The organism is Mesorhizobium sp. P171375 (assembly GCF_057786075.1).
In genome coordinates this window covers 6597405-6618379 of sequence record NZ_JBYNWF010000001.1, presented here as the reverse complement: position 1 = coordinate 6618379, position 20975 = coordinate 6597405, and the positions used below count along the sequence as shown (strand labels likewise).

The window sequence follows — 20975 nt, the reverse complement described above, 5'->3', positions numbered from 1 at the left end:
TTGGATACTTGCTTTCGGATTGGTTCGATTTCTGTAGAATTTGCTTGCGCGGAGTCAGGTGCACAATCTTTTGCAAAAATTGGGTTGTATTCGAGTAAATTACAAGAATACATTCGGTATCGGGAGCTTGCAAGAGCGGGTGGAAACACCACGCAAACCGCACATGCTTGATCGCGTTGCGGAGCTTGGCCGCACTAGGTGAGGTTGCCTGCCTTCACGCCTGCATGTTCGAGGGCTGAGGCATCCTCGCCGAAAGCGCGGGTGGCGCGGGCGGCTGCTTCCAGCAAAGCCGGCGTCATGCGGCGCAGAAAGGCCGTATCGACACGCGTCGATGGACCGGCGAGTGTCAAGGCGCCGAGCAGAACGTGCCCAGGTCCGAACACCGGCGCCGACACGCCCGCCGTCTCCGGGTCGCGGTCGCCGATCGACAGGTAGTAGCAGGTTTGGCGGATGGTCTCGTATGGCTCGCCCTGCTGGCCTGAAAACGCCGCCAGCACGCGGCCGCCCGAGCCGGAAAGCAATGGAAGCAGGTCGCCTTCCCGGATCGTATAGCGGATCGGATGCTTGGATTCGACGCGGTAGAGGCAGGTGCGGGCGTCGCCCGAGCGGACATAGAACGCCACGCTTTCCCAGCTGCGCTCGGCGAGATCGCGCATGATCGGCAACAGTATGTCGACCGCCACCACCGAGCGCTGGTAGAGCGCGCCGAGCCGGAAGGTGGCTGGCCCGATGCGGTAGCGGCCATCGTCGAGCCGCTCCAGCAATTGCCCGCGCAGCAACGAGTTCGCCAGCCGCAATATGGTGCTCTTGTAGAGCCCGGTCCGCGCCGCGATTTCGGCCAGGCTGAGCGAGCGGTCGGCGGTGGCGAAGGCGTCGAGAATGGCGATCGCGCGATCGAGCGCGGCAACGCCATCTGCCTGTAACGGCTGGGGTCGCGCCTCGGTCATCTCACGGACAGTTTCATGCCAGTTTACTCGCTCGGACTAGAGCGTTTCGCCGTTTCACAGAACGGCGAACCACTCTATCTCTTTGTTTTTGCCCAATTCCTGTGGGAAAACCGATCACACTTTTCCTGGAATTGCTCTAGGCCGACCGAAGCGATTGTGCCGCACATCTCTTGTTCTGTCTAGTAGAACGCCGTTCCTGTTGACAGAACGTATCGAAATCGGCATGAATTTTTGCCGAGCGGGTCTGTTTTCAGGCTACGTTTCTGGCAGGCACCGGAGGAGGTGTCGTGATTTGGAGGAATCCCATGCTGAACAGACGCAGATTTTTGATGAGCACCGCGGCCGCAGGCGCTGCCGGTTTCGTCGCAACGCATTTGAGGCCCGCCTTCGCTCAGGATGCACCGCAGATCCAGATTTTCGTGCCGGCCGCTCCCGGTGGCGGCTGGGACCAGACAGGGCGAACCATCGACCAGGTGCTGCGCAGTGAAAAACTGATCTCCGGCTCGCAGATCACCAATGTCGGTGGCGCCGGCGGTACGGTCGGCCTGCCGCAATTCATCAGCCAGTGGAAGGGCAAGGGCAATTCGCTGATGGTGGCCGGCATGGTCATGGTCGGCGCCATCATCGCCAACAAATCGGCCAACAACCTGTCCGAAGTGACGCCGATCGCCCGCCTCACCGGCGAGTTCGAGGCGCTGGTGGTTCCGGCGGATTCGCCGTTCAAGACGGCCGGCGATTTCGTCGCCGCGCTTAAAGCCGATCCGACCAAGGTTCCTGTTGCCGGCGGCTCGGCCGGCGGTTCCGACCACATCCTGTTCGGCCTGATCGCAAAGACGGTCGGGGTTCCGGCAACCAACCTCTCCTACGTACCGTTCGCCGGCGGCGGCGAGGCGCTGTCGGCGCTGCTCGGCAACCAGGTTGCGGCTGGCATTTCCGGCTTCGGCGAGTTCTCCGAGCAGATCAAGGCAGGCGCGCTTCGGTTGCTGGCGATCTCCGCCGACAAGCGCCAGGACGGCATCGACGCACCGACAATGAAGGAAGCCGGCATCGATGTCGAATTGTTCAACTGGCGCGGCGTCTTTGCACCGCCCGGCGTCTCCGATGCCGACAAGGCGGCGATGGTCACGATGATCGAAACCATGGCCAAGAGCGACGCCTGGGCGACCGAGTGCAAGAACCGCAACTGGACGCCCATCCTTCTGACCGGCGACGACTACGCCAAATTCCTCGCCGACGACACCGCCCGCATCACCGCGATCCTCAAGGACCTCGGCCTCGCCTAACACCTATAGAGCGGTTCACCGTTTCACGGAAACGGCGATCCGCTCTAACTTTTGTTTTAACGCAATTCCGGACGGAAAACCGCTTCACACTTTTCCTGGAATTGCTCCGGGGGGCGGCGTCTCAAGGAGGCTTGGGCCGCCCCTTTCCGACTTTCGCCTGCAGCATGGACATATCATGCGGTGGGAGTGAAACTGCGGATGCGGCCGGCGGGAGGATGCCGGCCATATTGGGAGGACATTGATGAGCAGCAGCGACCAGCAGCCGGCGCCCCCGCGCCTTGCCATGCCCGAATTGTTGATCGGCGTCGGGCTTCTCGCCTGCGCCGCGGCCGTGGCGTGGCAGACCCTGGCGATCCCGGTATCGCCGCTCTATTCCAAGGTCGGGCCGACCGTCTTTCCCTACATCACCATGACCGGCATGATCGTGCTTTCGCTGCTGCTCATCCTTGCCGCGGTGCGCGGCGGCTGGCAGCCGCAGGAGGAAAAGGAAACGCCGACCGACTGGAAGGCGATGGGCATCGTCGTTGCCGGTCTGGTCGCAAATCTGGTGCTGATCCAGCCGCTCGGCTTCACCGCCGCCTCCGTCATCATGTTCGTGCTTGTCTGTTACGGCTTCGGCAGCAAGCACACGCTGCGCGATGCGCTGACTGGTCTGATCCTGGCGCTGGCCGCCTATTTCGGCTTTGCCAGGGCGCTCGGCGTCAACATCGGCGCCGGCTTCATCGAAAACCAGCTGAACACGGTGATCGACGCGATCGTCACCACGTTGAGGGGCTGAAGCCATGGAAACGCTCGGCCATCTCGGACACGGATTTTCCGTCGCTTTCTCACCGATGAACCTGCTGTGGTGCCTGGTCGGCACCACGCTTGGCACCGCCATCGGCGTGCTGCCCGGCCTTGGGCCGGCGCTGACCATCGCGCTGCTCTTGCCGATCACCTACCAGGTGGCGCCGGAAGCCTCCTTCATCCTGTTCGCCGGCATCTATTACGGCGCCATGTATGGCGGCTCGACGACGTCGATCCTGCTCAACACGCCCGGCGAAAGCGCCACCATCGTCACAGCGCTGGAAGGCAACAGGATGGCCCGTTCCGGCCGTGGCGGCGCGGCACTGGCGACCTCGGCGATCGGCTCCTTCGTCGCCGGTACCATCGGCACGCTGGGCGTTGCCTTCCTGGCGCCGGTGGTGGTGAAGTTCGCGCTGGCTTTCGGGCCGGCCGAATATTTCTCGCTGATGGTGCTCGCCTTCATCACGGTGTCAGCGGTGCTTGGCTCGTCGTCGGTGCGCGGCCTCACCAGCCTGTTCCTCGGCTTTGTCATCGGCATGATCGGCGTCGACCTGCAGACCGGACAGCCGCGCTTCACCTTCGGCACGAACGAACTGCTCGACGGCGTCGATGTCATCATTGCCGCGGTCGGCCTGTTTGCCGTCGGCGAGACTCTCTACATGGCTTCGCGCCGCTATGCCGGCAAGGACGAGATCGTGCCGCTCAAAGGCTCTCTCTACATGACGGCAGCCGAATGGGGGCGCTCGTGGAAGCCCTGGCTGCGCGGCGCCTTCATCGGCTTCCCGATCGGCGCCATGCCGGCCGGCGGCGCCGAAATCCCGACCTTCCTGTCCTATGCCATCGAAAAGAAGCTGTCGAAGCACAAGGAGGAGTTCGGCACGGTCGGCGCCATCGAGGGCGTCGCCGGACCCGAAGCCGCCAACAATGCCTCGGCCGCCGGCGTGCTGGTGCCGATGCTGACGCTCGGCCTGCCGACCTCGGCGACGGCCGCGATCATGCTGTCGGCCTTCCAGAGCTATGGCATCAATCCGGGGCCGCTGCTGCTGACGACGCAGGCCGATCTGGTCTGGGGCCTGATCGCCAGCCTGTTCATCGCCAACGTCATCCTGGTCATCCTCAACCTGCCGCTGATCGGGCTGTGGGTGCGGCTGTTGAAAATTCCGGCGCCGCAGCTCTACGCCGGCATCCTGGTGTTCGCGACCGTCGGCACATACGGCATCTCGCAATCGCCGATCGATCTCGTCATCCTCTATCTCCTGGGGGCCGCCGGCTTCCTGATGCGGCGCTTCGATTTCCCCACCGCGCCAGTGATCATCGGCATGATCCTCGGGCCGCTCGCCGAAACCCAGTTCCGCCGGGCGATGACGATCTCGAATGGCGACTGGTCGGTGTTCTACACCCACAAGCTGTCGCTGGTGCTGCTGATCCTCGCCTTCATCGGGCTCGCCGGTCCGCATATCTGGGCCTTCATTGAGCATAGGCGCCGGCGTGGACCGGAGCATGTGCCGGGCGATGCCTGAGCGATCTGGAGCATCATGACCGATCTGCTTGCAGGCATCCGTGTTCTCGACCTGACCAACGTGCTGGCCGGGCCTTACTGCGCCTACCAGCTGGCGCTGCTTGGCGCCGACGTCATCAAGGTCGAGGCGCCGCAAGGCGGCGATCTGGCGCGCCAACTCGGCGCCTCGCCGGCGCTCAACAAAGCCGGCATGGGCGCATCGTTCCTGGCGCAGAACGCCGGCAAACGATCGGTGGTGCTCGATCTCAAGAGCGAAGCCGATCGCGAGCGTTTCCTCGATCTGGTCGCCTCGGCCGACGCGCTGGTCGAGAATTTTCGTCCCGGCGTGATGGAGCGCCTTGGGCTCGGCTATGAGAAGCTGAAAGAGGTTCGCCCCGGTCTCGTCTATTGCGCCATATCAGGGTTCGGCCAGACCGGGCCGATGCGCGACAATCCGGCATACGACCAGATCATCCAAGGGCTTTCCGGCATTATGAGCGTCACGGGCACGCAGGAGACCGCACCCTTGCGGGTCGGCTATCCCGTTGCCGACACGCTGGGCGGGCTGGTCGGGGCGTTTGCCATTGCCGCAGCACTTGTGAAGCAGAAGACCTCAGGCGAGGGCGCGTTTCTCGATGTCTCGATGCTCGAATGCACGCTGTCGGCGCTCGGCTGGCCGGTGTCCAACTACCTGACGGCCGGCGTCGAGCCAAAGCCGATGGGCAACGAGAACATGACGGCGGCGCCCTCCGGTGCGTTTCGCACCGGCGACGGCCTGCTCAACATCGCCGCCAACAAGCAGGAACAGTTCGTCACGCTCTGCCGGCTGATCGGCCAGCCGGGGCTGGCATCGGACCCGCGCTTTGCCGAACGCGAGATCCGCAAGCAGAACCGCGCGGCGCTGAAGGCGCTGATCGAGACGGCTCTGGCCAGTGGCTCGGCCGCCGCCTGGGAAGAAAAGTTCAACCGCGCCGGCGTGCCGGCGGGCCGGGTGCTGACCATCCCGCAGGTGCTGGGCGAGCGCCAGGTGACCGAGCGCGACATGACCACCCGCTTCCAGGGCCTGCCCGGCATGGACCAGCCGCTGACCGTCGTGCGCGGCGGCTTCATGGTCGATGGCCAGGCACCCTTGCCGGTCCTGCCGCCGCCTGAGCTCGGCGAACACATGGACGAGGTTTTTTCCACCCTGCCGCCGCGCACCAGGAGAAGCGCGTGAGCGAGCTTGAGAAAAAAACCGGCCGCGAGCGCGGTGAGGAATGGTGGCAGACCGGCATCATCGAGATGAGCCCCGGCATCATCCGGCTACGCGGCTATGAAATCCAGGATTTGATCGGCCGCGTCAGCTTTCCGGCTGTCATCTGGCTGATGCTGCGCGGCGAACTGCCAAGCGAGGACCAGGCGGCGCTGCTTGGCATTGCGCTGGGGGCTGCCGTCGATCATGGGCCGCAGGCGCCGTCGATCGCCATTGCCCGCATGGCCATCACCTGTGGCGTCGGCATCAACAGCGCCATGGCCTCGGCCGTCAACGTGCTGGGTGACGTGCATGGCGGTGCGGGCGAACAGGCGCTGTCCTTCTACGGCGACATTGCCGTGGCGCTAGATCAGGGCGCGACGCTCAGCGAAGCCGTATCGGCGCGGCTCGATCGCTTCTTCGCCGAGGAGAAGGGCTATGTGCCGGGGTTTGGCCACCGCTTCCATCCGATCGATCCGCGCGCGCCGCGGCTGATCGAGGTGACCCGCGATTTTGCCGCGCGCGGCGTCGTCAGCGGACGCTTCGCCGACATCGCCGAGGCTGTCGAGGCGGAGGTGGCGCGGCGCAAGCGCAAGAAGATACCGCTCAACATCGACGGCGCCACCGCCGTCATCTATGGCGAACTCGGCTTTCCGCCGCCGCTGACGCGCGGCCTGTTCGTGTTGTCGCGCTCGGTTGGCATCCTGGCGCATGCCTGGGAGCAGTCGCAGCAGAGCGACCGCAACAAGGGGCCGCTGCCGCGCGAATGGCTGTGGGCCTATACAGGCACGCCCGTGCGGCCGTTTCCCGCTGAAGGCGACGAGGGCAAGTGAGGCTCAGGCCGGGTCTGGCGCCGCTGGCTGCGTGGTCGCCAGGTTTGCCATCAATGTCGAAAGATCGGGCTCATCGATGAGCAACGCCGCGTCTTGCGGCTTGAGCCAGGCGCGCTGGCGGCTCTTGGCCTCCTGCCAGTTGGCCAGTTCCTCGGACACTTCGAGCAGGTAGACGACGACGTCGACGCGGACGAAACTGTTTTCCAATCGTTTCCAGTAGGAATAGCTGCCGGCCGGCGCCTTGCGGGTCTTGCCGAGCACGCCCGCCTCTTCGCGTGCTTCGATGGTGGCGGCCTTGCGCCCGCTCTTGGCTTTCATCGGCCAGCCCTTGGGCACGATGAAGCGCTTCGTTGTGCGCGACGTCACCAGCATCACTTCGAAATTACCGTCAGCGTCCAGGCGAAAGGGTATGGCGGCGACCTGGCGAATCCGCTCACCTCGCCTTGCCTTGCGCACCGCCTTTTTCTTCGTCGTCGCCATTTGCTGATAACCCGGTCGACGGGCGCACCGCCGCACGCCGCCTGCAAACCCCAAAAATGCCCGCGAGGCAATGAAGCATTTTTATTAGATAAGTCGACTAAGTAAATCGCAAGCGACCGATATCAACGGCAAACACGCACAATCTGGTTGCCGACGATCTGAATTGGGCAAGCTTGCCTGACGACCGGCACTTCAGGGCGCGGCTGCGGCACGATCCGGCGGTCCTGGTCGCGATATTGCTGCTGCTGTTGCTGGAACTGCTGCCGCTGCAGGCTGTTGCGCAACTGCTGCAGCTCGTTCTGCTGGATCAGACGGTTTGTGCCGGGATTGACGGCCTGCGCCGAGGCAGATTGCACCATGCCCGGCAGCGTCACCGCCGCCAGCATCGCCGACATCAGAATTGTCGATAGACGAAGCGTCGACATCCGTTCATTCCCGCACAGACATAGCCTTCCTTCTATATAGGGCGTTCGTCCCGATCTGCCATGGTTGCGAAATCGGCGGAGCCAGTGGCGGATGGGACCTGCCCGCACTTGACAGAAAAGATCGATTGAACGCTCTATCGGGCGCGGTCCTTGAGCTCAATGGCGGCTGGCTCGAGGCACAATCGGGAGATATTGATGAAAAGCAGGCAAGTATATTTCGCAGCGCTACTGGGCAGCGTCTGTATTCTTGGCCCGGCGGCGGTCGCCGCGCAGACCAAGACCGACAAGGCAGCACCTGCCGCCGCTGCCGCTGGCCCGACACTGCCTGGCGGCGCGTCGGCGCTGTCCGAAACCCATGGCGACTGGACGGTCAATTGCCAGATAACGGGGACCAATAAGGCCTGCAGCCTGTCACATCAGCAGTTCAACAAGCAAACCAACCAGCGCCTGCTGGCAATAGAGCTGTCGAGCAAGAGCGGCGAGGATGCGGCCGGAACGCTGGCGCTGCCATTCGGTCTGGCGCTGGCCAAAGGCGTCAGCCTGACCATCGACGACCAGAAGCTGGATGGCAGCCTGCCGTTCAACACCTGCCAGGCCGTCGGTTGCCTGGTGCCGGTGGCGTTCGATGCCAGCGTCACGCCGTTGCTCAAGGGAGCCACCACGCTGAAGATCGGCGCCTTCGCGGCCGATACCGGGCAAGCGGTGAGCTTCACCATCCCGCTCAACGGCTTCGGCGGCGCACTGACCCGGACCGCGGAATTGTCAGCTGACTGAGCGCCCGGTCACTCGACCTCGCGCAGCCGATACCCCACGCCGGTCTCGGTGGTGATGTAGCGCGGCTGGTCGGGCGATTTTTCGATCTTCTGCCGGAGCTGGCGGACATAGACCCTGAGATACTGCACGTCGGTGGAATCGCCCCACACCTGCTTCAGCAGGAAATGGTGGGTGAGAACCTTGCCGGCGTGCTGCACCAGAATACGCAATATGTCGTATTCCTTCGGCGAGAGTTTTACCTCCTTGCCCTCGACCTTGACGATGCGCTTGACCAGGTCGACGCTGAGATCGCCGGTGTGGAAGACCGGCTTCTCGCCCTGCTGCTGGAATTTGTGGCGCAGCGCCACGCGGATGCGGGCGACCAGCTCGTTCATGCCGAACGGTTTGGTGATGTAATCGTCGGCGCCCAGTTCCAGTGCGGCGACGATGCCGGCCTCGTCGGTGCGGCTGGACAGGATGACCACGGGGACGTCGAGCCCGTCGTCGCGCCATTTGCGCAAGAGATCGAGGCCGCCCATGCCGGGCAGGCCGAGATCGAGCAGGATCAGATCCGGCTTTTGCGTATCGACGATCTCGATCGCGGCCCTGGCGTTGGGCGCCTCGCTGACCGCATAGCCCTGGCTGCCGAGGCCGACGCGCAGCAGTTTGCGGATCGGCGGCTCGTCATCGACCACCAATATGCTGACGTTGGAATTTGTCATGCCAGATCACCAGATGCTTGCCCGTCCGCGCTGATGCCGGGCGATTGTGCCGGCCTCGGCATGCGGATGGTGAAGACCGCGCCCGTGCGATCGCTGCGGTTCGCCGCCGTGATCGTGCCGCCCATCGCCTCGATGAAGCCGCGGCAGATCGACAGGCCGAGCCCGGTGCCGGCCTGGACCTGGTCGCGTTTGCGCACCCGGTAGAAGCTGTCGAAGATCCGCTCCAGGTCGGCGGGTGGAATGCCCGGTCCTTCATCCATGACCTGCAGCACGACGGAGCCATTGTCGACCCAGCCCTGCACGCGGATGGTCGACCCCGGCGGCGCGTATTTTGCGGCATTGTCGAGAAGGTTGAACAGCGCCTGCTCGAACAGGACGGGGTCGAGCTTCAGCATCGGCAGATCGGCCGGAATATCGACTTCGGTCTTGTGTCCGGCAATGATCTTGCGCGCCCGCTGCAAGGCCGAGCCGACGACATCGCCGACATAGTGAAGAGCGAAATTCGGCTCCATGGCGCCGGACTCGATCTTGGTCATGTCGAGCAGGTTGGCGATGAAGCGGTTCAGCCGCTCCGATTCGTCGAGCACGGTGGTCAGCAGCTCGGCTCGATCGCTCTCGGGCAATGAGGGCGCGTATTCCCGCAGCGTGCCGGCCGCGCCCATGATGGCCGCAAGCGGCGTCTTCAGATCATGGGAGATCGAGGTCAGCAGCGCCGAGCGCAGCCGGTCGGCCTCGGCCGCCAGATTGGCGCGGTCGACATCGGCGACCAACTGAATGCGCTCGATGGCGACCGCCGCCTGGTCGGCCAGTGCGTCGAGCAGGCGCTGCTGCTCAGGCGTCAGCAGCGGCCCTTGCTTGTCGTTGTCGAGGCCTACGACGCCGATGGCGGTGCGGCCTGTCCGCAAGGGCAGATAGAGGCGCTTGGCGCCGGGCAGCGTGTCGGCGCCACGGCCGGCGGCACGGTTGTGCTCCCAGGCCCAGCGGGCGGCGGCGATGTCGGCCTCGGCCAGTGTGTCGTCGGGTGGATAGCCGGCCTTGACGGTGATCGTGCCATCTTCAGGCAAAAGCAGCACCACGCGCAGCTTCAGCATCGAGGCGATCTGGAAGGCCGTGGCCCAGAGCACGTCGTCAAGCGTGCCGGCGCCGGCAAGCTTCTTGGAGAAGAGGTAGATATCCTCCGTCGCCCGGGCGCGTGAGCGGGCAGCGACCGCCTGGCGCTGCACGCGCGCCGTCAGGTTGCTGGCGATGACGGCAACGACAAGGAAGACGGCGAGCGCGACAATGCTCTCCGGATCCCGGATGGTGAGCGTGTAGCGCGGCTCGAGGAAAAAAAAGTTGAAGGCAAGGGCGCTGGCCACACAGGCATATAGAGCCGGCCACAGACCACCGGCCACCGCCGATGTCAGCACGCCGATGAGAAAGATGATCGCAAGATTGCGGACGTCGAGAAACTGGTCGAGCAGCGCGGCGAAACCGAGCGAGCCGGCAACGAAGGCCGTCGCCTTGAGATAGGGCCAGACATCGAACTGCCATTGCTCGTCCGCTGCCTTGACGTTCCGCGAGGCCGCCTCGTTGCCGCGCTCGGTTCCCGAAATGACATGGACGCTGATGTCGCCGGCATTGCGGATGAGATCGTAGGTGAGCGAGCCTTCGATCAGCTCGCGCCAGCGCGACCGGGTTGGCCTGCCGATGACGATGTGGGTAAAATTGTTGGCCGTCGCATGGCGGACGATGTCCTGGGCAACGTTCTGGCCCGGAATGGTCGTCACCTCGGCGCCGAGTTGCTCAGCCAGGCGCAGCAGCGTCGCCAGCCGGTCCTTGTCCTCCTCGGACATGGTGGCCGAACGCGGCGTGTCGACGTGGAGTGCCGTCCACGGAGCGCGCAGCCGGTCGGCCAGCCGGCGCGCATAGCGGATGCGGGAGGCTCCGCCCGGACGCGAGTCTACGCAGACAAGCACCCTTTCGCCGGCCGCCCACGGACCCTGGATGGCATGCGACTGCATGTGGTTGAGCAACTGCTCATCGACGCGCTGGGCGGTGCGGCGCAGCGCCAGTTCGCGAAGCGCCGTCAGATTGCCGGGCGAGAAATAGTTTTCGACCGCGCGTTGGGCGGTGTTGGGGAAATAGACCTTGCCTTCCTTCAACCGCTTGATCAGGTCGTCGGGGGTGAGATCGATGATCTCGATGTCGTCAGCCTGGTCGATGATGGAGTCGGGAACCGTCTCGCGCACTCGTACGCGAGTGATCTGCGCTACGACGTCGTTCAGGCTCTCGACATGCTGGATGTTGAGCGTGGTGTAGACGTCGATGCCGCGGGTCAGGAGTTCCTGGACATCGAGATAGCGCTTGGGGTGGCGGCTGCCGGGCGCATTGGTGTGGGCGAGCTCGTCGACAAGCACCAGCGCCGGACGGCGGGCGAGGATGGCGTCGATGTCCATCTCGCCCAGCACGCGGTCCTTGTAGCTGACCTTCTGGCGCGGGATGACCTCGTAGCCTTCGACCAGCGCCAGGGTTTCCTTGCGGCCGTGGGTTTCGACGATGCCGATCACCACGTCGACGCCGTCGGCAAGCCTGGCGCGGCCGGCCATCAGCATTTCGTAGGTCTTGCCGACACCGGGGGCGGCACCGAGAAATATCCGCAAACGGCCGCGCTCTTCCCGTTCCGCATGCTCAAGCAGCGCGTCCGGAGAGGGTCTGGTGTCGTTGCTTCTGTCGTCCGGCATCAGGCTCGATCATGAACGGCGCCGGGGATGCTGTCGATCCCCGGCGCTAGGCTTCAAAGACTGTCTCTCACTTGGTATCGTCCAGCGCCAGGTTGAGCGCCAGAACATTGACGACCGGCTCGCCGAGGAAGCCAAGTTCGCGGCCTTCGACATGGCTGTCGACAAGCGCCTTGACCTTGGCTTCGTCGAAGCCCCTGGCCTTGGCCACCCTGGCGACCTGGAAATAGGCGGCCTCAGGGCTGATGTCGGGATCGAGGCCGCTGCCGGAGGTCGTCACCAGATCCATCGGCACCGGCTGGTTCGGATTTTCCGCCTTCAGCTTGTCGGCATCGCCCTTGATGCGGTCGATCAGCTTGGGGTTGGTCGGGCCGAGGTTGGAGCCGCTCGATGCCGCGGCGTTGTAGCCGTCGCCGGCAGCCGAGGGGCGGCCATGGAAATATTTGTCGCCGGCAAAGGCCTGGCCGATCAGTTCGGAGCCGACGACCTTGCCGTCCTTTTCGATCAGGCTGCCATTGGCCTGGTGCGGAAACAGCGCCTGGGCGATGCCGGTCATCCCCAGGGGATAGACCAGGCCGGTCAGGACGGTGAAGAAGACGATCATGATGATCGCGGGTCGTATCTGGGTGAGCATGGAAGTGTTTCCTTAAGCGAGGCCGAGGCCGGTGACGATCATGTCGATCGCCTTGATGCCGACGAAGGGAACGATGATGCCGCCGAGGCCGTAGACCAGCAGGTTGCGGCTGAGCAGGGCGCCCGCGCCGATGGCCCGGTATTTGACGCCTTTCAGCGACAGCGGGATCAGCGCGATGATGATCAGCGCATTGAAGATGATGGCCGACAGGATGGCGCTTTGCGGTGTCGCCAGGTGCATGATGTTGAGCGCCTGCAGCGGTCCGGTGGTCTGCCCCGGCGCGACGTAGAAGACGGCGAACATCGCCGGGATGATGGCGAAGTATTTGGCGACGTCGTTGGCGATCGAGAAGGTCGTCAGCGAGCCGCGCGTCATCAGCAGCGCCTTGCCGATCTCGACGATCTCGATCAGCTTGGTCGGGTCAGAGTCGAGGTCGACCATGTTGCCGGCCTCGCGGGCGGCGACCGTGCCGGTGTTCATGGCGACGCCGACATCGGCCTGGGCAAGGGCGGGTGCGTCGTTGGTTCCGTCGCCGCACATGGCGACAAGTTTGCCCTTGGCCTGTTCGTCGCGGATCAGCTTCAGCTTGTCTTCCGGCGTTGCCTGGGCAAGGAAGTCGTCGACGCCGGCTTCCGCCGCGATCGCCGCCGCCGTCATCGGATTGTCGCCGGTGATCATCACGGTGCGGATGCCCATCTTGCGCAGTTCGGCAAAACGCTCGCGAATGCCGCCCTTGACGATGTCCTTGAGGTGGACGACGCCGAGCAGGCGGCCGTCACGCTCGACCGCCAGCGGTGTGCCGCCGGACTTGGCGATCTCGTCGGCGATCGCCTGGAGATCCTTGACGGTGTCGCTGGCGGGGCGCGCGCCATGGGTGGCCGATGTCGACTGGTTGACATAGGCGAGAACCGAATCGACGGCGCCCTTGCGCACCGACGAGCCATCGACATCGACGCCGCTCATGCGGGTCTGGGCGGTGAAGGGCACGAAGGTCGCATGCAAGGTCGCCATGTCGCGGGCGCGGATGGCATATTTCTCCTTGGCCAGCACGACGATCGAGCGTCCCTCCGGCGTCTCGTCGGCCAGCGAAGCGAGCTGCGCCGCATCAGCCAGTTCCTGCTCGGTTACCCCTTTGACCGGGCGGAATTCGGTGGCCTGGCGGTTGCCGAGCGTGATGGTGCCGGTCTTGTCGAGCAGCAGCGTGTCGACGTCGCCGGCGGCCTCCACGGCACGTCCGGACATGGCCAGCACGTTGAAGCGCACGAGACGGTCCATGCCGGCAATGCCGATGGCCGACAGCAGGGCGCCGATGGTGGTCGGGATCAAGGTGACGAACAGCGCGACCAGCACGGTCACCGAGATATAGCCGCCGGAATAAGAAGCAAAGCTCGGGATCGTCGCGGTGGCGAGCACGAAGATCAGCGTCATTCCGACGAGCAGGATGTTCAGCGCGATTTCGTTGGGCGTCTTCTGGCGGGCAGCGCCCTCGACCAGCGAGATCATGCGGTCGAGGAAGGTGTGGCCGGAGGCGGCTGATATGCGCACACGGATCCAGTCGGACAGCACCTGGGTGCCGCCGGTGACGGCCGAACGGTCGCCGCCGGATTCGCGAATGACGGGTGCGGACTCGCCGGTGATCGCCGCCTCGTTGACCGAGGCCACGCCTTCGATCACTTCGCCGTCGGACGGAATGATGTCGCCGGCTTCGACCAGCACGATGTCGCCGACCTTCAGGCTGGTGCCGGGCACCAGCTTGAACTTGGAGCGGTCCTCGCCGGCAAGCAGCTTGGCCTGCGTTTCGGTGCGCGCCTTGCGCAGCGAGTCGGCCTGCGCCTTGCCACGGCCTTCGGCGACGGCTTCGGCGAAGTTGGCGAACAGCACGGTGAACCACAGCCAGATGATGATCTGCAAGGTGAAGCCGAAATCGCCGCCGCCGGTGAAGCGATCCCTGATGAACAGGACCGTGGTCAGCAGTGAGACGATGGCGACGACGAACATCACCGGGTTCTTGACCAGGGTGCGCGGGTCGAGTTTCCTGAAGGCGCCGCCGATGGCGGGCCACAGGATGCTGGCATCCATGATGACAGCGGATTTGGACTGGCTCATTTGGTGGCTCCAGTATCTGAAATGTTGGCCGGCACCGATCGATCGGATGCCGAGAAAAGGTGCGGCGGCCCGTAGGCCAGCAGCCAGATCACGATCATGACTGCTGAGAGGCCGACGAAGGTGGACACGCTGGGGAAGGGAGGGGGAGGATCCTCCCCCTCGGTGCCGGCTCGCGTCCGGCCCTTCCTGCGTTTTGGGTTGAACCAGGACATGACAAGCCTCAGAAGGTCTGCCCGTTGATGGCAGCCAGGTGCTCGACGATCGGTCCGATCGCCAGTGCCGGGAAGAAGGTCAGGCCGACGACGATCAGGATGACGCCGACGAGCAGGCCGACGAACAGCGGACCATCGGTCGGGAAGGTGCCGGCCGAGGCAGGTACCGTCTTCTTCGCCACCAGCGAGCCGGCAATGGCCAGCGCCGGGATGATGACGAAGAAGCGACCCACCCACATGGTGATGCCAAGCGTGATGTTGTACCAGGGCGTGTTGCCGGAAAGGCCGCCAAAGGCCGAGCCGTTGTTGGCCGCCGCCGAGGTGTAGGCATAGAGAACCTCGGAGAAGCCGTGCGGCCCGCCATTGGCCATGGAGGCCACGGCGCTTGGCAGCACGACCGCGATGGCGGTGAAGGTCAGCATTGCCAGCGGCAGGCACAGGATGGCGAGCATCGCCATCTTGACCTCCTTGGCTTCGATCTTCTTGCCGAGATATTCCGGGGTGCGGCCGACCATCAGGCCGGCAACGAAGACGGCGACGATGATGAACATCATGATGCCGTAGAAGCCGGCGCCGACACCGCCAACGATGACCTCGCCGAGCTGCATGTTGACCATAGGGATCAAGCCGCCGATCGCGGTGAACGAGTCATGCATGGCGTTTACGGCGCCGCAGCTTGCTGCCGTGGTGATGGCCGCGAACAGCGCCGAAGCGGCAATGCCGAAGCGGCTCTCCTTGCCTTCCATGTTGCCGCCGTCGATGCCAAGCGCGTGAACCAGCGGATTGCCTGCGGCTTCGGCCCAGTAGCAGATGGCGACGCCGGCGATGAACAGCACACCCATCGTGGCCAGGATCGCCCAGCCCTGGCGCTGGTTGCCGACCATGCGACCGAAGACGTTGGTCAGCGCCGCACCCAGCGCGAAGATCGTCACCATCTGGATCAGGTTGGAGATAGCATCCGGGTTTTCGAACGGATGCGCGGCATTGGCGTTGAAGAAGCCGCCGCCATTGGTGCCGAGCATCTTGATGGCGACCTGCGAGGCAACGGGGCCGAGCGCCAGCGTCTGCTTGGCGCCTTCCAGCGTGGTGGCGTCGACATATGGCCCGAGCGTCTGTGGCATGCCGAGCCAGACATAGACCAGGGTGAGCACGATGCAGAGCGGCAGCAGGATGTAGAGCGTGCAGCGGGTCATATCGACCCAGAAATTGCCGATCGACTTGACCGAGTGCCGGGCGAAGCCGCGGATCAGCGCCACCGCAATGGCGACGCCGACAGCCGCCGACAGGAAGTTCTGCACGGTCAGGCCGGCCATCTGCACGAGATAGGACATCGTGCTTTCGCCGCCGTAATTCTGCCAGTTGGTGTTGGTGACGAAGCTGACGGCGGTGTTGAAGGCGAGATTGGGTTCGACAGCCGTCATACCCGCCGGATTGTAAGGCAGCACGCCTTGCAGGCGCTGCAGGACATAAAGCACCAGGAAGCTGGCGAGGCTGAAGAAGATGATGCCTGCCGAATAGGTCGTCCAGTGCTGCTCCTCGCGTTCACTGGTTCCCGATATGCGATAAAGGCCGCGTTCAACCGGGCCAAGTATGGGCGAGAGAAGGGTGCGATCGCCGTTGAAGACGCGATACATGTAGCCGCCGAGCGGCTTCACCAGCAAAACGACGATCCCGCAATAGACGAGGATCTGTATCCATCCGTTGAGAGTCATGAGAATAGCTTTCCGTGCCTTGCGTCAGAAGCGTTCTGGGCGAACGAGGGCGTATGTCAGGTAGACGAGCAGGAACAAGGTCACGCCGCCACCGAGAATGTAATCGACAAGCATGGTGTGATCCTTCGCTTAAAGAGCGTCACAGGCTTTGATGTAGGCAAGGGAAAGAGCGAAAAACAAAACCTCGATCCCGATGACGACGATGTCCATTGTGTTGGTCCTTGCTTCTGCTTGTATTTGGCGCCGGCTGCTGGCGAGCCAGAAATTCCATGAGAACGACCCGCCGTACCTCGATCGGTCACGACGGCCGGAGCGTTTTGCTCGCAATGGAATATGGACCCGACAGCCATAAAGGTTCGAGACGGGGCCGAGAGGAAAGATATAAAATTCCTATAAAGATTTCGCGCCAGCCCGCGCGCTGCCGCGCCGCTCCTATAAGGCGTTTATAAATCAGGCCGCGCAGTCCTCTCGAATTCCTATGCGGTCGCGGACTATGTCATGCGAGTCGGCTGATCCGGAGATGACGCCCCTGATCGCCGCTAACGCGATCGGTGACGCAATGCGCAACAGTCTCAATCCATTCAAAATGACCGGGAGGATCGGGCGGAGCGAGGGAGCGACCATCGGCCATCTCGCGGACAAGCCCATTGTAGAGACGGTCGTCGATGCAAACGGGCACTGGTATCGCTATGTCGGCGTTGCACTGCGCGTCCCTGATGGGCGCTTCGATGTCGATGCGTTGCGCAGCGGCGAATGGATCGTCCATGCGGGCCTTGTCTACGCGCCGGAGGAGAAACGTAAGCCGGCTGAACTAGCCCGCGCTCGCCGATCTCCTGCCCTAGCCTTTCGTATAGTCAGGCCCAAAACGTGTCGGCAGGCCGTCGGCGAGTTTCAACCAAGGGAGCTTCTCCTCAAAAGCTACATGCAGCGTAGGCGCAAAGTTTTCCGGCTCCTCCATCGCTGCCGCAAAAAAATGCATGACACCGGACATGTTCTTTGAGCGGAAGGACAGCGGCGAGCCACAGTGATCGCAAAATGTTCTTTCCACACCGGGAGAAGAGTTGAATATTTTCGGTGGCTTGCCCAGCCATCTCCATTGGCTGTCCAAGACGCCAATGTAGGTGGTCATCGGTGCAGAACATTGCCGCCGACAACTTTCACAGTGACAGCTCACGCATGCCTGTGCCGGGCCGTCGACTTCAAAAGCAATAGCGCCACATAAGCAATGTCCACGCATGCAAATTCTCCTTGAGCCAACAAGGACAGCTTCATGCCCGGGCGTGAGGAGGGCGCGATGAAATGCGCCGAGCTGGAGCCCAATTCCGACATTCGGCGCTGGTCTCCCCCACCACAGTCCGCCGACAGCAGCGCCCGAAATGATGTCTTGATATCGCCCCCCCCTTGCGGCGGCGCCGTCTTTCGAAACAATGAGAGCGCAAAACAAGGGAAGAAAAGATGCTGGACATGGCCCCATCGAAACAGGCGGCGACATGGCTTTCCGCCCTTGCGCGGGCGCTGGAAGCGGACGACATCGAGGCGGCCGCCAACCTGTTCGTCGACGACTGCTACTGGCGCGATCTGCTGGCCTTCACCTGGAACATCACGACCATGGAAGGCCGCGACGCCATCCGCGACATGCTGCAGGCAACGCTGGCGACGGTGAAGCCGTCACACTGGACCTTATCTGGCGAAGCGACGTCGGACGAAGGCACCGTCGAAGCCTGGTTCACGTTCGAAACCTCTGTCGCGCGCGGCGAGGGGATTTTGCGCCTCAAGGAGGGCCGCTGCCGGACATTGTTCACGGCGATGCGCGAGCTCAAGGGGTTCGAGGAACAAAAGGGTCCGGCGCGGCCGCTCGGTATTCGTCACAAGGCCGATCCGGCGCGGGAGACCTGGGCGGAGGCGCGGGCACGCGAGGCGCGCGACCTCGGCGCCACCGAGCAGCCCTATTGCCTGGTCGTCGGCGGCGGCCAGGGCGGCATCATGCTCGGCGCGCGGCTGAGGCAGCTCGGCGTGCCCACGATCATCATCGAGAAGAATGCGCGCCCCGGCGATTCCTGGCGCAACCGCTACCGCTCGCTCGTGCTGCACGATCCGGTCTGGTACGACCATCTTCCCTACATTCCGTTCCCCGAGAACTGGCCGGTGTTCACGCCCAAGGACAAGATGGGCGACTGGCTGGAGATGTATACCAGGGTGATGGAGCTCAACTACTGGGTTGCCACCAAATGCGTCAGCGCCTCCTATGACGAGGCCGAGAAGGTGTGGACGGTGGTGGTTGACCGTGCCGGCCGACACATCACGCTAAAGCCGAAGCACGTCGTCTTTGCCACCGGCGCCTACGGTCCGCCACGGAAGATCGCGCTGCCCGGCGCCGAGACTTTCAAAGGCGAGCTCTTGCATTCCAGCCAGTATGCGAGCGGCGAGAAGTTCCGCGGCAAAAAGGTCGCGGTCATCGGCGCGGCAAGCTCCGGCCATGACGTCAGCGTCGACCTCTGGGAGAGCGGCGCCGACGTCACCATGATCCAGCGTTCACCGACGACGGTGGTGAAGTCCGACACGCTGATGGAAGTCGGTTTCGAAATCTTTTCCGAGAAGGCCCTGGCGCGCGGCATCACCACCGACAAGGCCGACATGATCGTCGCCTCGACGCCATTCGCGCTGGTGCCCGAGGGCCAGCGGGACCTCTACGAGGTGATCAAGGAACGCGACGCGGCGTTCTACGACCGGCTGCGCGCTTCAGGCTTCGCCATCGATTTCGGCGACGACGAGACCGGGCTGTTGATGAAGGCCTACCGCACCGGCTCCGGCTACTACATCGATGTCGGCGCCTGCGAGTTGATCATCAACGGCGAGATCAAGGTGAAAAGCGGCGTCGGCATCAAATCGCTGACGCCGACCGGCATTGCCTTCGACGACGGCAGCGAGTTGGCGGTCGATGCGATCATCTCGTGCACCGGCTATCATTCGATGAACGAGACGGTGGCGGCGATCGTCTCGCGCGAGGTCGCCGACAAGGTCGGGCCATGCTGGGGCCTCGGCTCCGGTGTCAAGGGCGACCCCGGACCGTGGCAAGGCGAATTGCGCAACATGTGGAAGCCGACGGCGCAGGAGGCGCTGTGGTTCCACGGCGGCAACCTTGCGCTGTCGCGGTTCTATTCGAAATATGTGGCGCTGCAGATCAAAGCGCGGATGGAGGGGATTGAAACGCCAGTTTATGGGGCGGTGAGTAATTCGGGGCGCTGCTGATCTCCCCCCTTGAGGGGGAGATGTCGCCGAAGGCGACAGAGGGGGTCGCCGCGCGTGGAGCGCTGACCTTCATCCGCCGCAAGCAGGTCGCGTCCGGTCGAACCGACCCCCTCTGGCCTGCCGGCCATCTCCCCCTCGAGGGGGGAGATTAGCTCTGCCCGAAATGCCGTGCCGCAACCTCGACATGCGTATGCGGCGCATGCGGCTCGAACCTCTCGGTCTCATTGAAATCGCCGGCCTCGTTCGGCCACCAGACACCACCAATGGCGATGCCGTCGGAGGTGAGCCGCTGATCGGCGATCAGTGCTGCGCCGACGGCATCGACAAAGGTGAAGCGGCCGGGGCGCAGCCTGAGCACCGCGACATCGCCGACGCCGCCTACTTTCAGCGTGCCGAGCTCCGGCCTGGCGATCGCCTCGGCCGGGCGCTGCGTCGCCGCGTGCAAAACCTCGACCAGCGGCATGCCGAGCGCCATCAGCTTCGACATGCAGACGAGGATGTCGAAGGCGGGACCGTCGACGCAGTAGAGATGGACGTCGCTCGAGATCACGTCGGGCGCCAGGCCTTCGGCCAGCATGGCTTTGGCCACCTCGAAGTCGAACGAGCCCATGCCGTGGCCGATGTCGAAGATGACGCCGCGTTCGCGCGCCAGGTACATGTCCGGCCGCACGGCGCCGGAGGCGAAGACCGGCGCGTTGGGGAACGGGCGGAAACAGTGGGTGAGGATATCGCCCTTGCGCAGGCGCGGCAGCACTTCGGAGCGGCCGGGCGGCGGCTCGTCTATATGCGCCATCAGCGGCAGGCCGGCCTGGTCGGCGGCCTCGAGCGCGAGGTCCACCGGCGCAATGCCGCTGGTGCCGCCGGCATGCTTGCCGGAACGGACCTTGACGCCGACGACGACATCGGCGTGCTCGCGCACCGCCGCCACCGTCTCGCGCGGCTCGCACAGCCTGAGATCGCTGCATTCGCCAACCGAGACCGTCTGCGAAAAGCCGAATATGCCGGCAAAGGAGATGTTGACGTAGGCCAGGATGCGCACCTTCGAGCGCTCGATGACATGGCGGCGAAAGCCGAGGAAATTGCCCGCACCCGCGCTGCCGGCGTCGATGAAGGTCGTGGTGCCGCTCTTGGCCGCCAGGCGGTCGGCATCGACGCCAAGCGAGGTGCCGCCCCAATAGACATGGCTGTGCAGATCGATGAGGCCGGGCGTGACGATGCAATCGCGGGCGTCGACGACCTGCGTGGCGCGCTCGGCATCGATGGCGGCCTCGATGGCCGCGACGCGGCCATTGGCGATGGCTACATCGCGCACGGCGTCCAGGCCGGAGGCCGGATCGATCAGGCGGCCGCCCTTGATCAGGAGATCGAACTGCATCGGCGCCTC

Annotated in this window: 20 protein-coding genes; 7 read left to right on the top strand and 13 right to left on the bottom strand. The window is 64.1% G+C overall.

Annotation, left to right across the window (positions count from 1 at the left end; all coding sequences use genetic code 11):
* Positions 1–194: 194 nt before the first annotated feature.
* Positions 195–947 carry an IclR family transcriptional regulator gene (locus ACYHH6_RS32270; RefSeq protein ID WP_112562645.1) on the bottom strand — a complete coding sequence of 251 codons (753 nt, stop codon included), beginning with the start codon at positions 945–947 and terminating at the stop codon, positions 195–197.
* 305 nt (positions 948–1252) lie between these two features.
* Between ACYHH6_RS32270 and ACYHH6_RS32265 the strand changes: the two genes are divergently transcribed.
* The 5 genes from ACYHH6_RS32265 (at position 1253) to ACYHH6_RS32245 (ending at position 6578) form a co-directional block, all read left to right on the top strand.
* Positions 1253–2230: a Bug family tripartite tricarboxylate transporter substrate binding protein gene (locus tag ACYHH6_RS32265; RefSeq protein ID WP_352585763.1), complete on the top strand. Its 978-nt coding sequence runs from the start codon at positions 1253–1255 to the stop codon at positions 2228–2230.
* Positions 2231–2471: 241 nt separating this feature from the next.
* Positions 2472–3008 (top strand): tripartite tricarboxylate transporter TctB family protein, encoded by a 537-nt coding sequence (locus tag ACYHH6_RS32260; protein ID WP_352585765.1) that lies wholly within the window; start codon positions 2472–2474, stop codon positions 3006–3008.
* Between the two features lie 4 nt (positions 3009–3012).
* On the top strand, positions 3013–4536 hold the full coding sequence (locus ACYHH6_RS32255) for a tripartite tricarboxylate transporter permease (RefSeq protein ID WP_352585767.1): 1524 nt from the start codon (positions 3013–3015) through the stop codon (positions 4534–4536).
* Positions 4537–4551: 15 nt separating this feature from the next.
* Positions 4552–5730: a CaiB/BaiF CoA transferase family protein gene (locus ACYHH6_RS32250; protein ID WP_352585768.1), complete on the top strand. Its 1179-nt coding sequence runs from the start codon at positions 4552–4554 to the stop codon at positions 5728–5730.
* A complete protein-coding gene (locus ACYHH6_RS32245; RefSeq protein ID WP_352585770.1) occupies positions 5727–6578 on the top strand; it encodes a citryl-CoA lyase in 852 nt (283 codons plus the stop codon). The genes ACYHH6_RS32250 and ACYHH6_RS32245 overlap by 4 nt, the downstream gene beginning before the upstream one ends.
* A 3-nt stretch (positions 6579–6581) precedes the next feature.
* Here ACYHH6_RS32245 and ACYHH6_RS32240 read toward each other — a convergent pair whose 3' ends face one another.
* Positions 6582–7058, bottom strand: coding sequence for an NUDIX hydrolase (locus ACYHH6_RS32240; RefSeq protein ID WP_352585772.1), 477 nt, complete (start codon positions 7056–7058; stop codon positions 6582–6584).
* A 122-nt stretch (positions 7059–7180) separates the two neighbouring features.
* Positions 7181–7453 (bottom strand): hypothetical protein, encoded by a 273-nt coding sequence (locus ACYHH6_RS32235; RefSeq protein WP_192259130.1) that lies wholly within the window; start codon positions 7451–7453, stop codon positions 7181–7183.
* A 225-nt stretch (positions 7454–7678) separates the two neighbouring features.
* Between ACYHH6_RS32235 and ACYHH6_RS32230 the strand changes: the two genes are divergently transcribed.
* Entirely contained in the window at positions 7679–8257 is a 579-nt protein-coding gene (locus ACYHH6_RS32230) for an invasion associated locus B family protein (protein WP_352585774.1), read from the top strand.
* A gap of 8 nt (positions 8258–8265) precedes the next feature.
* Here ACYHH6_RS32230 and ACYHH6_RS32225 read toward each other — a convergent pair whose 3' ends face one another.
* From ACYHH6_RS32225 to ACYHH6_RS32185, 9 genes are all read right to left on the bottom strand, one after another.
* On the bottom strand, positions 8266–8958 hold the full coding sequence (locus tag ACYHH6_RS32225) for a response regulator transcription factor (protein WP_192259127.1): 693 nt from the start codon (positions 8956–8958) through the stop codon (positions 8266–8268).
* Entirely contained in the window at positions 8955–11681 is a 2727-nt protein-coding gene (locus ACYHH6_RS32220) for a DUF4118 domain-containing protein (protein WP_352585776.1), read from the bottom strand. Before ACYHH6_RS32220 ends, ACYHH6_RS32225 begins: the two co-directional genes overlap by 4 nt.
* Before the next feature lie 67 nt (positions 11682–11748).
* The gene (gene kdpC, locus ACYHH6_RS32215) at positions 11749–12312 is read right to left on the bottom strand and encodes a potassium-transporting ATPase subunit KdpC (protein ID WP_352585778.1); all 564 of its coding nucleotides are present in this window, start codon (positions 12310–12312) and stop codon (positions 11749–11751) included.
* A 12-nt stretch (positions 12313–12324) separates the two neighbouring features.
* Entirely contained in the window at positions 12325–14418 is a 2094-nt protein-coding gene (gene kdpB, locus ACYHH6_RS32210) for a potassium-transporting ATPase subunit KdpB (protein WP_352585781.1), read from the bottom strand.
* Entirely contained in the window at positions 14415–14630 is a 216-nt protein-coding gene (locus tag ACYHH6_RS32205) for a hypothetical protein (RefSeq protein WP_352585783.1), read from the bottom strand. Before ACYHH6_RS32205 ends, kdpB begins: the two co-directional genes overlap by 4 nt.
* 8 nt (positions 14631–14638) lie before the next feature.
* Positions 14639–16342 (bottom strand): potassium-transporting ATPase subunit KdpA, encoded by a 1704-nt coding sequence (gene kdpA / locus ACYHH6_RS32200; RefSeq protein ID WP_352585785.1) that lies wholly within the window; start codon positions 16340–16342, stop codon positions 14639–14641.
* Between the two features lie 24 nt (positions 16343–16366).
* The gene (locus ACYHH6_RS32195) at positions 16367–16456 is read right to left on the bottom strand and encodes a K(+)-transporting ATPase subunit F (protein WP_023669708.1); all 90 of its coding nucleotides are present in this window, start codon (positions 16454–16456) and stop codon (positions 16367–16369) included.
* Positions 16457–16838: 382 nt separating this feature from the next.
* On the bottom strand, positions 16839–17108 hold the full coding sequence (locus tag ACYHH6_RS32190; protein WP_352585787.1) for a hypothetical protein: 270 nt from the start codon (positions 17106–17108) through the stop codon (positions 16839–16841).
* 72 nt (positions 17109–17180) lie between these two features.
* On the bottom strand, positions 17181–17579 hold the full coding sequence (locus ACYHH6_RS32185) for a GFA family protein (RefSeq protein ID WP_488500506.1): 399 nt from the start codon (positions 17577–17579) through the stop codon (positions 17181–17183).
* A gap of 218 nt (positions 17580–17797) precedes the next feature.
* On the opposite strand from ACYHH6_RS32185, the gene ACYHH6_RS32180 reads away from it, so the two are divergent.
* Positions 17798–19591, top strand: coding sequence for an NAD(P)-binding domain-containing protein (locus ACYHH6_RS32180; RefSeq protein ID WP_352585791.1), 1794 nt, complete (start codon positions 17798–17800; stop codon positions 19589–19591).
* Positions 19592–19739: 148 nt separating this feature from the next.
* Here the strand turns inward: ACYHH6_RS32180 and ACYHH6_RS32175 are convergent, their stop codons facing one another.
* A complete protein-coding gene (locus tag ACYHH6_RS32175; RefSeq protein WP_352585793.1) occupies positions 19740–20966 on the bottom strand; it encodes an amidohydrolase/deacetylase family metallohydrolase in 1227 nt (408 codons plus the stop codon).
* Positions 20967–20975 lie beyond the last annotated feature (9 nt).

Excerpts from the sequence above, each read along its gene's own strand:
- ACYHH6_RS32235 (WP_192259130.1), bottom strand. The coding sequence starts at position 7,453 with ATGTCGGCGATGCTGGCGGCGGTGACGCTGCCGGGCATGGTGCAATCT.
- ACYHH6_RS32195 (WP_023669708.1), bottom strand. The coding sequence starts at position 16,456 with ATGCTTGTCGATTACATTCTCGGTGGCGGCGTGACCTTGTTCCTGCTC.
- ACYHH6_RS32240 (WP_352585772.1), bottom strand. The coding sequence starts at position 7,058 with ATGGCGACGACGAAGAAAAAGGCGGTGCGCAAGGCAAGGCGAGGTGAG.
- ACYHH6_RS32270 (WP_112562645.1), bottom strand. The coding sequence starts at position 947 with ATGACCGAGGCGCGACCCCAGCCGTTACAGGCAGATGGCGTTGCCGCG.
- kdpC (WP_352585778.1), bottom strand. The coding sequence starts at position 12,312 with ATGCTCACCCAGATACGACCCGCGATCATCATGATCGTCTTCTTCACC.
- kdpA (WP_352585785.1), bottom strand. The coding sequence starts at position 16,342 with ATGACTCTCAACGGATGGATACAGATCCTCGTCTATTGCGGGATCGTC.
- ACYHH6_RS32260 (WP_352585765.1), top strand. The coding sequence starts at position 2,472 with ATGAGCAGCAGCGACCAGCAGCCGGCGCCCCCGCGCCTTGCCATGCCC.
- ACYHH6_RS32205 (WP_352585783.1), bottom strand. The coding sequence starts at position 14,630 with ATGTCCTGGTTCAACCCAAAACGCAGGAAGGGCCGGACGCGAGCCGGC.
- ACYHH6_RS32190 (WP_352585787.1), bottom strand. The coding sequence starts at position 17,108 with ATGGACGATCCATTCGCCGCTGCGCAACGCATCGACATCGAAGCGCCC.
- ACYHH6_RS32250 (WP_352585768.1), top strand. The coding sequence starts at position 4,552 with ATGACCGATCTGCTTGCAGGCATCCGTGTTCTCGACCTGACCAACGTG.
- ACYHH6_RS32255 (WP_352585767.1), top strand. The coding sequence starts at position 3,013 with ATGGAAACGCTCGGCCATCTCGGACACGGATTTTCCGTCGCTTTCTCA.
- ACYHH6_RS32230 (WP_352585774.1), top strand. The coding sequence starts at position 7,679 with ATGAAAAGCAGGCAAGTATATTTCGCAGCGCTACTGGGCAGCGTCTGT.
- ACYHH6_RS32220 (WP_352585776.1), bottom strand. The coding sequence starts at position 11,681 with ATGCCGGACGACAGAAGCAACGACACCAGACCCTCTCCGGACGCGCTG.
- kdpB (WP_352585781.1), bottom strand. The coding sequence starts at position 14,418 with ATGAGCCAGTCCAAATCCGCTGTCATCATGGATGCCAGCATCCTGTGG.
- ACYHH6_RS32185 (WP_488500506.1), bottom strand. The coding sequence starts at position 17,579 with ATGCGTGGACATTGCTTATGTGGCGCTATTGCTTTTGAAGTCGACGGC.
- ACYHH6_RS32175 (WP_352585793.1), bottom strand. The coding sequence starts at position 20,966 with ATGCAGTTCGATCTCCTGATCAAGGGCGGCCGCCTGATCGATCCGGCC.
- ACYHH6_RS32225 (WP_192259127.1), bottom strand. The coding sequence starts at position 8,958 with ATGACAAATTCCAACGTCAGCATATTGGTGGTCGATGACGAGCCGCCG.
- ACYHH6_RS32180 (WP_352585791.1), top strand. The coding sequence starts at position 17,798 with ATGCTGGACATGGCCCCATCGAAACAGGCGGCGACATGGCTTTCCGCC.
- ACYHH6_RS32265 (WP_352585763.1), top strand. The coding sequence starts at position 1,253 with ATGCTGAACAGACGCAGATTTTTGATGAGCACCGCGGCCGCAGGCGCT.